The 15,105-nt window shown below is 39.8% G+C and carries 11 protein-coding genes; all 11 read left to right on the top strand.

Going from position 1 to position 15,105, the window contains the following annotated elements:
- The first annotated feature begins 179 nt into the window (after positions 1-179).
- The gene (gene rpoB / locus BN999_RS10800; RefSeq protein WP_096271384.1) at positions 180-3,716 is read left to right on the top strand and encodes a DNA-directed RNA polymerase subunit beta; all 3,537 of its coding nucleotides are present in this window, start codon (positions 180-182) and stop codon (positions 3,714-3,716) included.
- 89 nt (positions 3,717-3,805) lie between these two features.
- Entirely contained in the window at positions 3,806-7,411 is a 3,606-nt protein-coding gene (gene rpoC / locus BN999_RS10795; protein WP_096271383.1) for a DNA-directed RNA polymerase subunit beta', read from the top strand.
- A 265-nt stretch (positions 7,412-7,676) separates the two neighbouring features.
- On the top strand, positions 7,677-7,928 hold the full coding sequence (locus BN999_RS10790; RefSeq protein ID WP_096271382.1) for a ribosomal L7Ae/L30e/S12e/Gadd45 family protein: 252 nt from the start codon (positions 7,677-7,679) through the stop codon (positions 7,926-7,928).
- Between the two features lie 135 nt (positions 7,929-8,063).
- Positions 8,064-8,483, top strand: a complete 420-nt coding sequence (gene rpsL / locus BN999_RS10785; protein WP_096271381.1) for a 30S ribosomal protein S12 — start codon at positions 8,064-8,066, stop codon at positions 8,481-8,483.
- A 43-nt stretch (positions 8,484-8,526) separates the two neighbouring features.
- Positions 8,527-8,997 carry a 30S ribosomal protein S7 gene (gene rpsG, locus BN999_RS10780; RefSeq protein ID WP_042145386.1) on the top strand — a complete coding sequence of 157 codons (471 nt, stop codon included), beginning with the start codon at positions 8,527-8,529 and terminating at the stop codon, positions 8,995-8,997.
- 121 nt (positions 8,998-9,118) lie between these two features.
- Complete coding sequence (fusA, locus tag BN999_RS10775; protein WP_096271380.1) at positions 9,119-11,197, top strand: elongation factor G; 2,079 nt, start codon at positions 9,119-9,121, stop codon at positions 11,195-11,197.
- Positions 11,198-11,319: 122 nt separating this feature from the next.
- Entirely contained in the window at positions 11,320-12,510 is a 1,191-nt protein-coding gene (tuf, locus tag BN999_RS10770) for an elongation factor Tu (protein ID WP_096271379.1), read from the top strand.
- Positions 12,511-13,186: 676 nt separating this feature from the next.
- Positions 13,187-13,495, top strand: coding sequence for a 30S ribosomal protein S10 (rpsJ, locus tag BN999_RS10765; protein WP_026907473.1), 309 nt, complete (start codon positions 13,187-13,189; stop codon positions 13,493-13,495).
- A gap of 31 nt (positions 13,496-13,526) precedes the next feature.
- Positions 13,527-14,156, top strand: coding sequence for a 50S ribosomal protein L3 (gene rplC, locus BN999_RS10760; protein ID WP_096271378.1), 630 nt, complete (start codon positions 13,527-13,529; stop codon positions 14,154-14,156).
- Positions 14,157-14,182: 26 nt separating this feature from the next.
- Positions 14,183-14,806, top strand: coding sequence for a 50S ribosomal protein L4 (gene rplD, locus BN999_RS10755; protein WP_096271377.1), 624 nt, complete (start codon positions 14,183-14,185; stop codon positions 14,804-14,806).
- A complete protein-coding gene (gene rplW, locus BN999_RS10750; protein WP_096271376.1) occupies positions 14,806-15,093 on the top strand; it encodes a 50S ribosomal protein L23 in 288 nt (95 codons plus the stop codon). Before rplD ends, rplW begins: the two co-directional genes overlap by 1 nt.
- Positions 15,094-15,105: the final 12 nt, after the last annotated feature.

The following is a 15,105-nucleotide window of genomic DNA, read 5'->3' as shown; positions in this document are numbered from 1 at the left end:
TATGGGCATTTGCCCGTGCTCTATTAAGGTTTATCTTTTGGTATAAACCTACTTGTTTTATCAGTTGTGAAAACATTGACTCTACCCAGTAGAGGAACAATTGTTTTCTAACAATATATTGCTTTTCATGTGGGCTTATGCTCGCAAATAAAATATGCATGATTTGAGAGGTGAAGCAGTTGACAGGTCAACTAGTTCAGTATGGACGGCACCGCCAACGCAGAAGTTATGCGCGCATCAGTGAAGTATTAGAATTGCCGAATCTTATCGAAATCCAAACCGCTTCATATCAATGGTTTATGGAAGAAGGTTTGCGAGAAATGTTCCAGGATATTTCTCCGATCGAGGACTTTACAGGTAATCTATCGCTTGAGTTCGTGGATTATAGCTTAGGAGAACCTAAGTATCCTGTAGATGAATCAAAAGAAAGAGATGTTACTTACAATGCTCCACTACGCGTAAAGGTTCGTTTAATTAACAACGAAACTGGCGAGGTAAAAGAGCAGGAAGTATTTATGGGAGATTTCCCTCTCATGACAGATACTGGTACGTTTATCATCAATGGAGCTGAACGTGTAATCGTTTCTCAGCTCGTGCGTTCACCAAGTGTCTACTTTAATGAAAAAATTGATAAAAACGGAAAAAGAGGCGTAGCTGCAACTGTTATTCCAAACCGTGGAGCTTGGTTGGAGTTTGAAACAGATGCTAAGGATGTCGCTTATGTCCGTATTGATCGTACACGTAAACTACCAATTACCGTATTATTACGTGCTCTTGGATTCGGATCAGATCAAGAGATTATTGATTTGATAGGTGAAAATGAATACTTAATTAATACATTAGAAAAAGATAATACGGAATCAACTGAAAAAGCGCTACTAGAAATTTATGAGCGTTTGCGTCCGGGTGAACCACCTACTGTAGAAAATGCAAAAAGCTTATTAATATCTCGTTTCTTTGATCCAAAACGCTATGATTTAGCTCATGTTGGACGATACAAGATAAATAAAAAGCTTCATTTGAAGAACCGTTTATTTAATCAAGTTTTGGCTGAACCAATTGTAGATGCTGATACAGGAGAAGTATTAGCTGAAGCGGGAGATAAGGTTGAACGTAGATTATTAGATAAAATCATTCCATACATCGAAAAAAATGATGTTGTGCTTGGTGAGAAAGTACTTGAACCACATGATGGGGTACTAGAGGATCCGATTCACATTCAATCTATTAAGATTGTAGACCCGACAGATCCAAGTGGTGAAAGAGTGCTAAATGTAATTGGTAATGCAAATATCGAAACTAGTGTGAAACATATTACACCAGCTGATATTTTGGCATCAATTAGCTATTTCTTTAACCTACTTCACAAAGTAGGGGATACAGATGATATTGACCATTTAGGAAATCGCAGACTACGTTCTGTAGGAGAGCTTTTACAAAACCAATTCCGTATTGGGTTATCCCGTATGGAACGTGTTGTGCGTGAGCGTATGTCTATTCAAGATACATCTAGTGTTACACCACAACAATTAATTAATATCCGTCCAGTGATTGCGTCGATTAAAGAGTTCTTTGGTAGCTCTCAGTTATCACAGTTTATGGATCAAACTAATCCATTGGCTGAATTAACACATAAACGTCGTCTATCGGCACTAGGACCAGGTGGTCTGACACGTGAACGTGCTGGGTTTGAAGTTCGTGACGTTCACTATTCACACTATGGTCGTATGTGTCCAATTGAAACTCCAGAAGGACCGAACATTGGGTTAATTAACTCTTTATCATCTTATGCTAAGGTAAACAAATTTGGATTTATTGAAACACCTTATCGCCGAGTGGATCCTGATACAGGTAAAGTTACGAATCAAATTGATTACCTAACGGCAGATGAAGAAGATAATTATGTTGTTGCGCAAGCGAATGCTAGATTGAATGATGATGGTACTTTTGTTGATGAGGAAGTTATTTCTCGTTTCCGTGGTGAAAACACTGTAGTTGCAAGAGAAAAATTAGACTACATGGACGTTTCACCTAAACAGGTAGTATCTGCCGCAACTGCATGTATTCCGTTCTTGGAAAACGATGACTCTAACCGTGCGCTAATGGGAGCGAACATGCAACGTCAAGCAGTTCCTTTACTAAGACCTAGAGCCCCTCTTGTAGGTACAGGAATGGAGTATGTGTCAGGTAAGGATTCTGGTGCTGCTGTTATCTGTAAGCATGATGGTATCGTTGAACGTGTAGAAGCGAAAGAAGTATTAGTTCGCCGCGTTTCTGAGGTTGACGGTAAAGAAGTGCAAGGTGACCTTGATCGCTATAAGGTTCAAAAGTTTATCCGTTCTAACCAAGGTACTTGTATTAACCAACGCCCAATCGTGAGCGAAGGAGATCGCGTAGTAAAAGGTGAAGTACTTGCTGATGGTCCTTCTATGGAGCTAGGTGAACTTGCCTTAGGTCAAAACGTCTTAGTAGCATTCATGACTTGGGAAGGGTACAACTACGAGGATGCTATTATTATGAGCGAACGCCTTGTGAAAGATGATGTGTATACATCTATTCATATTGAAGAATATGAGTCTGAAGCTCGTGATACGAAGCTTGGACCTGAAGAGATTACAAGAGATATCCCTAACGTTGGGGAAGAAGCACTTAAGAACTTAAACGAACAAGGTATTATCCGCATTGGTGCTGAGGTTACCGATGGAGATATCCTAGTTGGTAAAGTAACACCTAAGGGAGTAACAGAACTCTCTGCAGAAGAACGTTTACTACATGCAATCTTCGGAGAAAAAGCTCGTGAAGTTCGTGATACTTCTCTAAGAGTACCTCATGGTGCAGGTGGAATTGTTCTTGATGTTAAAATCTTCAACCGTGAAGATGGAGATGAGTTACCACCAGGTGTTAATGAGTTAGTTCGTGTTTATATTGTGCAAAAGCGTAAGATTCACGAAGGAGACAAAATGGCTGGTCGTCACGGTAACAAAGGGGTTATTTCTCGTATATTACCGGAAGAAGATATGCCATTCTTACCAGACGGAACACCAGTTGATATCATGCTGAACCCTCTAGGGGTACCATCACGTATGAATATCGGACAGGTGTTTGAATTGCACTTAGGTATGGCTGCTAGACAGTTAGGAATCCATGTTGCCTCACCAGTATTTGATGGAGCAACAGAACAAGATGTTTGGGATACCTTAGAAGAAGCAGGTATGCCGAGAGATGCGAAGACTATTCTATATGATGGTAGAACAGGAACTCCATTTGATAACCGTGTATCTGTTGGGGTCATGTATATGATCAAACTAGCACACATGGTAGATGATAAATTACACGCTCGTTCAACCGGTCCTTACTCACTTGTTACACAGCAACCACTGGGTGGTAAAGCTCAGTTTGGTGGTCAGCGTTTTGGTGAGATGGAGGTTTGGGCATTAGAAGCTTATGGTGCTGCGTATACACTACAAGAAATCTTGACTGTGAAGTCGGATGACGTAGTGGGACGTGTGAAAACATATGAAGCCATTGTAAAAGGTGATAATGTTCCAGAACCGGGAGTACCAGAATCATTTAAAGTACTAATCAAAGAATTACAGAGTCTAGGTTTAGATGTGAAAATTCTTGCTGGTGATGAGTCGGAAATTGAAATGCGTGATCTAGAAGAAGAAGAAACACAAGCTGCAAGCAAGCTTAACTTAGAAGTAGAAGAAAATTAATTCAGGAGGGGAATAGACTGGATGTCTTTCCCCCATATCTCATTAAAAGTAATCCATAGGGAATCGCACATTAAAAGGGAGGTAGACCCTTGATAGATGTAAATAACTTTGAATTTATGAAAATTGGTTTAGCTTCACCCGAAAAAATTCGTTCATGGTCATTTGGTGAAGTCAAGAAGCCTGAAACAATTAACTATCGTACTTTAAAACCAGAAAAAGACGGACTATTTTGCGAGCGAATTTTTGGGCCGACAAAAGACTGGGAATGTCACTGTGGTAAATACAAACGAGTACGTTATAAAGGTGTCGTTTGTGACCGATGTGGTGTAGAGGTTACGAAATCAAAAGTACGTCGTGAGCGTATGGGGCATATTGAATTAGCTGCTCCTGTATCTCATATTTGGTACTTCAAGGGAATTCCTAGCCGTATGGGGCTAGTATTGGATATGTCTCCAAGAGCTTTAGAGGAAGTAATTTACTTTGCTGCTTACATTGTAACAGAACCAGGAAATACTCCTTTAGAGAAAAAACAACTTCTTTCTGAGAAAGAATACCGTGCATACTATGAAAAATACGGAAATTCTTTCAAAGCACAAATGGGTGCAGAAGCAATTCGTAAGCTTCTTCAGGATATTGATCTTGATAAAGAAGTGGATGCTTTAAAAGAAGAGTTGAAAACAGCTCAAGGACAACGTAGAACAAGAGCTATTAAGCGTCTAGAAGTCTTAGAAGCATTCCGTAATTCTGGAAACGAAACTTCTTGGATGGTATTAGATGTTCTACCTGTTATCCCACCAGAAATTAGACCAATGGTACAGTTAGATGGTGGTCGTTTTGCGACTTCTGACTTAAACGATTTATATCGTCGAGTTATTAACCGTAATAACCGTCTAAAACGTCTATTAGACTTGGGTGCACCAAGTATTATTGTGCAAAACGAAAAGCGTATGCTTCAAGAAGCAGTGGATGCTTTAATTGATAATGGTCGTCGTGGTCGCCCTGTTACAGGACCAGGAAACCGTCCATTAAAGTCACTTTCACATATGCTTAAAGGGAAGCAAGGTCGTTTCCGTCAGAACTTACTTGGTAAACGTGTAGACTATTCTGGACGTTCCGTAATTATCGTAGGACCTAACTTGAAGATGTATCAGTGTGGATTACCTAAAGAAATGGCATTAGAATTATTCAAGCCATTTATTATGAAAGAACTTGTTGAGCGAGGAATTGCTCATAATATTAAATCAGCGAAACGTAAAATTGAACGTGTACACCCTGATGTTTGGGGAGTTCTTGAAGATGTAATTAAGGAGCATCCGGTACTGCTTAACCGTGCCCCTACACTTCACAGATTAGGTATTCAAGCATTTGAACCAACATTAGTAGAAGGTAGAGCAATTCGCCTGCATCCACTAGTGTGTACAGCATATAACGCTGACTTTGATGGTGACCAAATGGCCGTGCACGTACCTTTATCAGCAGAAGCACAAGCGGAAGCTCGTTTGTTAATGCTTGCTGCACAAAACATTCTAAATCCAAAAGATGGTAAACCAGTTGTTACTCCATCCCAGGATATGGTACTAGGTAACTATTACCTAACACTAGAACGTGAAGGTGCAATTGGTGAAGGTGCAGTATTCACAGGTGTAGATGAAGCAAGAATTGCATACCAAAATGGCTATGTTCATCTTCACACACGAATTGCTGTTCAAGCATCTAGTTTAAACAATAAGACGTTTACTGAAGAACAAAATAATCAATTACTTCTAACAACAGTAGGTAAATTAATATTTAACGAGATTCTTCCAGATTCTTTCCCATATATTAATGAACCGTCAAGGGGTAATCTTGAAGATCGTACTCCTGAACAATACTTTGTTGATAGAGGGACCGATATCAAAGAAGAAATTAAAAAACGTGAAATCGTGAAACCATTCAAGAAAGGTTTCCTAGGTGATATTATTGCAGAGGTATTTAAAGTATTTAAAATCACTGAAACCTCAAGAATGCTAGACCGTATGAAAGACCTAGGATTCACTATGTCAACGACAGCAGGAATGACAGTTGGTATCTCGGATATCGTGGTATTACCTGAGAAAGAAGTAATTCTTGTAGAAGCACAGAAGAAAGTTGATAATGTGTTGAAGCAATTCCGTCGTGGTCTTATTACAGAAGAAGAGCGTTATGATCGAGTTATCTCTATCTGGTCTCAAGCAAAAGATAATATCCAAGATCGCTTAATGGAATCTCTTGATAACCGTAACCCGATCTTCATGATGAGTGATTCAGGTGCACGTGGTAACGCATCGAACTTTACGCAGCTAGCAGGTATGCGTGGTCTAATGGCCAACCCAGCTGGTCGTATTATTGAGTTACCAATTAAATCAAGTTTCCGTGAAGGTTTAACTGTACTAGAGTACTTTATTTCTACTCACGGTGCTCGTAAAGGTCTTGCGGATACAGCACTTAAAACAGCTGACTCTGGTTACTTAACACGTCGTTTAGTTGACGTTGCACAAGATGTTATCGTTCGCGAAACAGATTGTGGAACAGATCGTGGATTACCAGTTGCCGCTTTAACTGATGGTAATGAAGTTATTGAACCGTTATTTGACCGTTTAGTAGGACGTACTGCATTTGAAAGAGTTGTACATCCAGAAACAAAAGAAGTTATCGTGGAATTTGATTCGGTTATTTCTGAAGACCAAGCGAAACAAATCGTTGAATCTGGTATTGAGGAAGTAACGATACGTACCGTGTTCACATGTAACACTAGACACGGCGTATGTAAGAAATGTTATGGCCGTAACCTTGCTACTGGTTCTGAAGTTGAAGTTGGTGAAGCAGTTGGTATTATCGCTGCTCAATCTATCGGTGAGCCAGGAACACAGTTAACGATGCGTACATTCCATACAGGTGGAGTTGCGGGAGATGATATCACGCAAGGTCTTCCACGTATCCAAGAATTATTTGAAGCGCGTAACCCTAAAGGTCAAGCAATCATTACAGAAGTATACGGTACAGTGCTTGAAATTCACGAGGTGAAGGATAAACAAGAGATTGTGATCCAAGGTGAAGTAGAGCAGCGTTCATATGCAGTACCATATAATGCACGTTTGAAAGTTTCGGTTGGTGATGAGGTAGTTGCAGGACAAGAGCTTACAGAAGGTTCAGTTGACCCTAAAGAACTTATCCGAGTTCAAGGTGTGTCGGGTGTTCAAGACTACTTATTACGCGAAGTTCAACGCGTATACCGTATGCAAGGAGTAGAAATTGGCGACAAACACGTAGAAGTTATGGTTCGCCAAATGCTTCGTAAAGTCCGTGTTGTTGATGCGGGTGATACCGATGTGCTTCCAGGTTCATTACTAGAGGTACACCAATTCAAAGATGCAAACAGTAAAGTCCTAGCGGATGGTAATCAACCAGCAGTAGGTAGACCAGTCCTTCTAGGTATTACGAAGGCTTCACTAGAAACAGATTCATTCTTATCAGCAGCTTCCTTCCAAGAAACAACAAGAGTACTTACGGATGCGGCAATCAAAGGCAAACGTGATGAACTACTTGGTCTGAAGGAGAACGTAATTATCGGTAAGTTAGTTCCGGCTGGAACAGGAATGCAACGCTACCGCAAGATACAATTACCATCTGTTGAAGAGGAAGAAGTACTAGAAGAAGTAGAACAGCCAGTTCAATAAATTTATATAATATGTGTCTCTGAATTTGGTGAGAAACATATGGTTACACTGAGTGGTCCGAATTCCTGGAGGTATCTATGACAGGCTTATCAGCCATCCATGGAAAGCACAGTGGATTCGGACCGCCGGTTTGTAAGAAAGTTGATTGTAAAAAATATCTGGAAGCACCAAAAAAATATCCGAATTCTTGTTGACATTAAAAAACTTGAATGATAATATATTCAAGGTGCTTCCATTTTATACTTCTTGCTTTGGAGGATATAAAATGTCTTATGAAAAAGTGAGTCAAGTAAAGTCAAAAACACTAATTGGTGTGAAGCAAACACTTAAAGCTATGAAAAATGGCCAAATAAGTGAAGTGTATATAGCCGAAGATGCTGATCGGTTTCTTACACAAAAAGTAGAAGAATTAGCCAAAACGCTGAGGATACCATACCAGCGTGTTGATTCCAAGAAAAAGCTAGGTGCCGCATGTGGTATTGATGTTGGCGCATCTACTGTAGCGATAAAGAAGTGATAATAGTTTTGACAAGGATATCCTTGTGAAGACTTTGTTTTTTGCTTCAAGATGAACCACCTGGATGTGTGGGTTTACAGTGCAGATAATAACTAGCTATTCATGAAGTCATTTAAAAGAAGGGAGGACATCATAATGCCTACAATTAATCAACTTGTACGTAAAGGTCGCGTAAGCAAACCTAAGAAATCTGATTCACCAGCACTTAACAGAGGGTACAACAGTTTCAAAAAGTCTTTAACTAACGAAAACTCTCCACAAAAACGTGGTGTATGTACTCGTGTTGGTACACTAACTCCTAAAAAACCGAACTCAGCGTTACGTAAATATGCTCGTGTTCGTTTATCTAATAACATGGAGGTAACTGCATACATTCCTGGTATTGGTCACAACCTACAGGAACACAGTGTAGTTCTAATCCGTGGAGGTCGTGTAAAAGACTTACCGGGGGTTCGTTATCACATCGTACGTGGAGCACTTGATACTGCTGGAGTAGACGGTCGTATGCAAAGTCGTTCTAAATACGGTACAAAACGCCCTAAAGAGAAAAAGTAAGTTAATGGTTTAACAACATAGATTTAGGAAAGGAGGGGGACATATGCCACGTAAAGGACCAGTACCTAAGCGCGATGTCTTGCCAGATCCACTTTATAATTCAAAACTAGTAACTCGTTTAATCAACCAAATCATGGTTGATGGTAAACGCGGTGTAGCGCAAAAGCTTCTTTATAACGCTTTTGAACTAGTAGAACAACGCAGCGGACAAAATCCGATGGAAGTATTCGAACAAGCAATGAAAAACGTTATGCCTGTACTTGAAGTACGTGCACGCCGTGTTGGTGGTTCTAACTACCAAGTACCTGTTGAAGTTCGTCCAGAACGTCGTCAAACTCTAGGTTTACGTTACCTTGTTAACTACGCACGTTTACGCGGAGAAAAAACAATGGAAGAACGTTTAGCGAATGAAATTCTAGATGCTTCAAATAATACAGGTGCATCTGTTAAGAAACGCGAAGATATGCACAAAATGGCTGAAGCAAACAAAGCGTTTGCTCACTACCGTTGGTAATCTGAGAACATGTATAAATAGAAGGGGAAATGGTCCGGTAAACTTTTACCGTATCATTTTTACCGCTATTTAAACATTCTCTATACAAAAATAAAGGTTTTAACAGGAAGGAGAAGAATACATGGCAAGAGAGTTCTCCTTGGAAAAGACGCGCAATATTGGTATTATGGCACACATTGATGCAGGTAAAACCACTACGACCGAGCGTATTCTTTTCTATACAGGACGCATTCATAAAATTGGTGAAACGCATGAAGGTGCATCACAAATGGACTGGATGGAACAAGAGCAAGAGCGCGGAATTACAATCACTTCTGCTGCTACAACAGCTCAATGGAAAGGTCACCGTGTAAACATTATTGATACACCGGGACACGTAGACTTCACAGTTGAAGTTGAACGTTCTCTACGTGTACTTGATGGAGCTGTTACAGTTCTAGATGCTCAATCTGGTGTTGAGCCTCAAACAGAAACTGTATGGCGTCAAGCAACAACTTACGGTGTTCCTCGTATCGTGTTTATTAACAAAATGGATAAAACAGGTGCTGACTTCCTATACTCTGTTGGTACATTAAAAGAACGTCTAGGTGCGAATGCACATCCTGTGCAACTTCCAATCGGTGCTGAAGACCAATTTACTGGTATTATTGATTTAATCAATATGGAAGCACATTTCTATTTAGATGATCTTGGAACAAAAGATGAATCTCGTGAAATTCCAGAAGAATTAAAAGAGCAAGCAGAAGAATTACGTGCTAGCTTGGTTGAAGCAGTTTCAGAGTTAGACGAAGAGCTTATGATGAAGTACTTAGAAGGAGAAGAAATCTCTAACGAAGAACTTAAAAAAGCTATTCGTAATGCAACTCTTTCTGTTGAATTCTACCCAGTATTCTGTGGGTCTGCTTTCAAAAACAAAGGTGTTCAGTTAATGCTTGATGGGGTACTTGATTACCTTCCAGCACCAACTGATGTACCGGCAATTGAAGGTACACTACCTGACACTGATGAGAAAGTAACAAGAGAATCTTCTGACGATGCACCATTTTCTGCACTTGCGTTTAAGGTTATGACGGATCCGTTTGTTGGTAAGCTAACATTCTTCCGTGTTTACTCTGGAACACTTGATGCTGGTTCTTATGTTCGCAACTCTGTTAAAGATAAGCGTGAACGTGTTGGACGTATTCTACAAATGCACGCTAACTCTCGTGAAGAGATTTCAACAGTTTACGCTGGTGAAATTGCTGCAGCAGTAGGATTGAAAGATACATCAACTGGTGACACTCTATGTGATGAAAAGAATCTTGTAATTCTTGAATCTATGGAATTCCCAGAACCGGTTATTTCAGTTGCTATCGAGCCAAAAACTAAAGGTGACCAAGATAAAATGGGTATCGCTTTAGGTAAACTTGCTGAAGAAGATCCAACATTCAGAACTGAAACAAACCCAGAAACTGGTCAAACAATTATTTCTGGTATGGGTGAACTTCACCTAGATATCATTGTTGACCGTATGAAACGTGAATTCAAAGTGGAAGCTAACGTTGGTGCTCCACAGGTTGCTTACCGTGAAACATTCCGTCAAGCTGCTGAAGTCGAAGGTAAATTCGTACGTCAGTCTGGTGGACGTGGACAATTCGGTCACGTTTGGATCAAGTTTGAACCAAACGAAGAAGGCGCTGGCTTTGAATTCGAAAACAAAATCGTTGGTGGTGTAGTTCCTCGTGAATACATCCCTGCAGTTGAGCAAGGTGTTCGTGAAGCAATGGAAAACGGTGTATTAGCTGGTTATCCACTAATCGACGTTAAAGCTTCCTTGTTCGATGGTAGCTACCATGATGTTGACTCAAACGAAATGGCGTTTAAAGTTGCTGCATCTATGGCCCTTAAAGCTGCTAAGAACAAATGTAACCCAGTTCTACTTGAACCAATGATGAAAGTAGAAGTTGTTATGCCAGAAGAATACATGGGTGACATCATCGGTGATATTACTTCTCGTCGTGGACGCATGGAAGGTATGGAAGCACGCGGACAACTACAAGTTGTTAAAGCATACGTACCACTTGCCGAAATGTTTGGTTATGCAACTGCACTACGTTCAAACACTCAAGGTCGTGGACAATACACGATGCACTTCGATCACTATGAAGAAGTACCTAAGAGTGTTTCTGAAGAAATTATTAAGAAAAACGCTGGAGAATAATTGCATTTTTAGCAATTCTCAAGTATAACTTTTATTGTAGGCTAAGAAATAGCACAAGCTGTTGTTTCTTAGCTCCAAATATACTTAAATATACTTTTATTTATTTAAAGGAGGAAATATAAATGGCTAAAGAAAAATTCGACCGCTCCAAGAGTCACGTTAACGTTGGTACAATCGGACACGTTGACCACGGTAAAACTACTTTAACAGCTGCAATTACAACTGTAATGAACAAGAGAAACGGTTCTGGTACTGCAATGGCTTATGACCAAATCGATGGTGCTCCAGAAGAAAGAGAACGTGGAATCACAATCGCTACTTCTCACGTTGAGTACGAAACTGAAACTCGTCACTATGCACACGTTGACTGCCCAGGACACGCTGACTATGTTAAAAACATGATCACTGGTGCTGCACAAATGGACGGAGCTATCCTAGTAGTATCTGCTGCTGATGGTCCAATGCCACAAACTCGTGAGCATATCTTACTTTCTCGTAACGTAGGTGTACCTACAATCGTAGTATTCCTAAACAAAGTAGATATGGTTGATGACGAAGAATTACTAGAATTAGTTGAAATGGAAGTTCGTGACCTATTATCTGAATATGACTTCCCTGGTGACGATGTACCAGTAATCAGTGGTTCTGCTCTTAAAGCTCTAGAAGGCGATGCAGAATACGAAGAAAGAATCGTTGACCTTATGAACGCTGTTGACGAGTATGTTCCAACTCCAGAACGCGACACTGACAAACCATTCATGATGCCAGTTGAGGATGTATTCTCAATCACTGGTCGTGGTACAGTTGCTACTGGACGTGTAGAACGCGGTCAAGTAAAAGTTGGAGACGAAGTTGAAATCATTGGTCTTCAAGAAGAATCAACTAAATCAACTGTAACTGGAGTTGAAATGTTCCGTAAGCTTCTTGATTATGCAGAAGCTGGTGACAACATTGGTGCTTTACTTCGTGGTGTATCTCGTGAAGATATCAACCGTGGTCAAGTATTAGCAAAGCCAGGTTCAATCACTCCACACACTAACTTCAAAGCTGAAGTTTATGTTTTATCTAAAGAAGAAGGTGGACGTCACACTCCATTCTTCACAAACTATCGTCCACAGTTCTACTTCCGTACAACTGACGTAACTGGAGTTATCTCTCTTCCAGAAGGAGTAGAAATGGTAATGCCTGGAGACAACATCGAAATGAATGTTGAACTAATCTCTCCAATCGCTATCGAAGACGGTACACGTTTCTCAATTCGTGAAGGTGGCCGTACAGTAGGATCAGGCGTTGTTACTACAATCGTAAAATAATTGATTTTATAAAAGCAGGAAATGGTGCGCCGTTTCCTGCTTTTTTCCTTTTAAAACAATTGTGCTGTAATTTGTCTTCTAATTGTGGTTTAAAGGATGAATGCAGGTACGTTCGTAATTCATTTGAAGTGATAAATGGGAATGAAATGAAAAATGAGAGACTCTCGTAAGTCGTATGAGTTAGAAATTGTGGATGAAATGAAGAATGAGAGTGCTTCGTATATCATTTAACACAGGAATATAGATTAATATGAAGAATAAGAGTGCATCACAATTCATTTGTAGCAGAAATCTTGATTAAAATAAAAATGAGGACACCTAGTACAATATTTAACTCTCAATTCTATATACAAGGTTCTTCACAAACTGAATTTTCTTCTTATATATCATATATATCAAATCACAAAATCCACCCCAAACTTTCCCAATAAAAAACTTTTCTCCAACTCTTGCAATCACTAAGATTAGTAAGTATAATACATAAATGTGCAAGAAAAGAATTTTATTCAAAAAAAGGTTGCACTGACCATGTATATTCTATATAATAAGAATGTTGGTCGTTTCAGGCGATGATGTGGAAGGTTGTTGGCACACCCGGCCCCTTTGCCATGGGCGGTTGCTAAGAAATTTTCACGGAGTATGTCTATAATAATATGGGCGAAAAGGAGGTAAAATGATGGCAAAAGAGAAAATCAGAATCCGTTTAAAAGCATATGATCACCGTATTCTTGATCAATCTGCTGAAAAAATTGTAGAGACTGCGAAGCGTTCTGGAGCTAAAGTATCCGGTCCAATTCCATTACCTACAGAAAAAGCTGTTTACACAATCTTACGTGCGGTTCATAAATATAAGGACTCACGTGAACAATTCGAGATGCGTACACATAAACGTCTAATCGATATTGTTAACCCAACACCACAAACAGTTGATTCGCTAATGCGTTTAGATTTACCATCTGGTGTTGACATTGAAATTAAACTATAAAATTTTGTCTTTATAATAGGAGGTGTAACGGATGACGAAAGGAATCTTAGGTCGAAAAATCGGCATGACACAGCTATTTAATGAAAACGGTGAGTTAATCCCGGTAACAGTTGTTCAAGCTGAACCTAACGTAGTTTTACAAAAGAGAACTCTTGAAAACGACGGTTATGAAGCAATTCAAATCGGTTTCCAAGATCTTAAGGAATCACGTACAAATAAAGCGGAAAAAGGTCATGCTGCAAAAGCAAACACAGCCCCTAAGCGCTACGTTCGTGAAATCCGTGACGTTAATCTTGATGAGTATGAAGTCGGTCAAGAAATTAGCGTTGAAATTTTCCAAGCTGGTGAAAAAGTTGATGTAACTGGAACATCTAAAGGTAAAGGGTTCCAAGGTTCAATCAAACGCCATAATCAATCACGCGGACCAATGTCTCACGGTTCTCATTACCACAGAGGCCCAGGTTCAATGGGTACAGTTGATGCAATGCGCGTATTCCCAGGTAAAAAATTACCAGGACATATGGGTGACGAACAAGTAACAATCCAAAACCTTGAAGTAGTAAGTGTTGACGTTGAACGCAACCTACTATTAATCAAAGGTAATGTCCCAGGTGCTAAAAAATCATTCGTGAAAATCGCGGGTGCAGTTAAGGCTAACTAATCATATAAACGAAGGGAGGATATGTCATGCCTAAAGTAGCACTATTTAAACAAGACGGTTCACAAGCTGGCGAATTCGAATTAAACGAATCCGTATTCGGTATTGAACCAAACACACATGTATTACACGAAGCAGTAGTTATGCAACGCGCGTCAATGCGTCAAGGTACTCACGCTGTTAAGAATCGTTCAGAAGTTCGTGGCGGAGGACGTAAGCCATGGCGTCAAAAAGGTACAGGTCGTGCGCGTCAAGGATCTATTCGCTCACCACAATGGGTAGGCGGTGGAGTTGTTTTCGGACCTACACCACGTAGCTATAGCTACAAACTACCTAAAAAAGTACGTCGTTTAGCACTTAAATCTGCTTTATCTTCTAAAGTGAAAGAAGAAAGCTTAGTTGTTTTAGAGAGTCTTGCATTCGATGCACCTAAAACAAAAGAAGTAATTAAAATGCTTAGTGCTTTAAACGTTAATGAAAAAGCTTTAATCGTAACTGCTGATACTGATGAAAATGTTATTCGTTCAGCAAACAACCTACAAGGTGTTAAAGTTCTTACAGTAACTGAAGTTAATGTATTAGATTTGTTATCGCATGACAAGCTGATCTTAACTAAGGAAGCAGCTGAAAAAGCAGGGGAGGTGCTTGCATAATGACTGATGCACGTGATATTATTAAGCGCCCTGTAATCACAGAACACTCTGCTGACTTAATGGCAGAAAAGAAATATACTTTCGAAGTTAGTACGAAAGCTAACAAAACTCAAATCAAAGATGCTGTTGAAGAAATCTTTGGAGTGAAAGTAGAAAAAGTAAACACGTTAAACCTAAAAGGTAAATTTAAGCGTATGGGTCGTTACGGTGGTTATCGCCCAAATCGCAAAAAAGCTGTTGTACAGCTTTCTCAAGATAGTAAAGATCTAGACTTCTTTGAAGGCTAAGAAACATAGAGA

This window comes from Paucisalibacillus globulus, from assembly GCF_900184735.1.
In the GTDB taxonomy this organism is placed as follows: domain Bacteria; phylum Bacillota; class Bacilli; order Bacillales; family Amphibacillaceae; genus Ornithinibacillus; species Ornithinibacillus globulus_B.
Note: the sequence above shows the minus strand (reverse complement) of the source record. Positions and strands in the feature narration are given on the sequence as shown.

What these genes read in the sequence shown, in the direction of transcription:
- rplC (WP_096271378.1), top strand. Translation starts at nt 13,527, where the DNA reads ATGACGAAAGGAATCTTAGGTCGAAAAATCGGCATGACACAGCTATTT.
- rplD (WP_096271377.1), top strand. Translation starts at nt 14,183, where the DNA reads ATGCCTAAAGTAGCACTATTTAAACAAGACGGTTCACAAGCTGGCGAA.
- fusA (WP_096271380.1), top strand. Translation starts at nt 9,119, where the DNA reads ATGGCAAGAGAGTTCTCCTTGGAAAAGACGCGCAATATTGGTATTATG.
- tuf (WP_096271379.1), top strand. Translation starts at nt 11,320, where the DNA reads ATGGCTAAAGAAAAATTCGACCGCTCCAAGAGTCACGTTAACGTTGGT.
- rpsJ (WP_026907473.1), top strand. Translation starts at nt 13,187, where the DNA reads ATGGCAAAAGAGAAAATCAGAATCCGTTTAAAAGCATATGATCACCGT.
- rpsG (WP_042145386.1), top strand. Translation starts at nt 8,527, where the DNA reads ATGCCACGTAAAGGACCAGTACCTAAGCGCGATGTCTTGCCAGATCCA.
- BN999_RS10790 (WP_096271382.1), top strand. Translation starts at nt 7,677, where the DNA reads ATGTCTTATGAAAAAGTGAGTCAAGTAAAGTCAAAAACACTAATTGGT.
- rplW (WP_096271376.1), top strand. Translation starts at nt 14,806, where the DNA reads ATGACTGATGCACGTGATATTATTAAGCGCCCTGTAATCACAGAACAC.
- rpsL (WP_096271381.1), top strand. Translation starts at nt 8,064, where the DNA reads ATGCCTACAATTAATCAACTTGTACGTAAAGGTCGCGTAAGCAAACCT.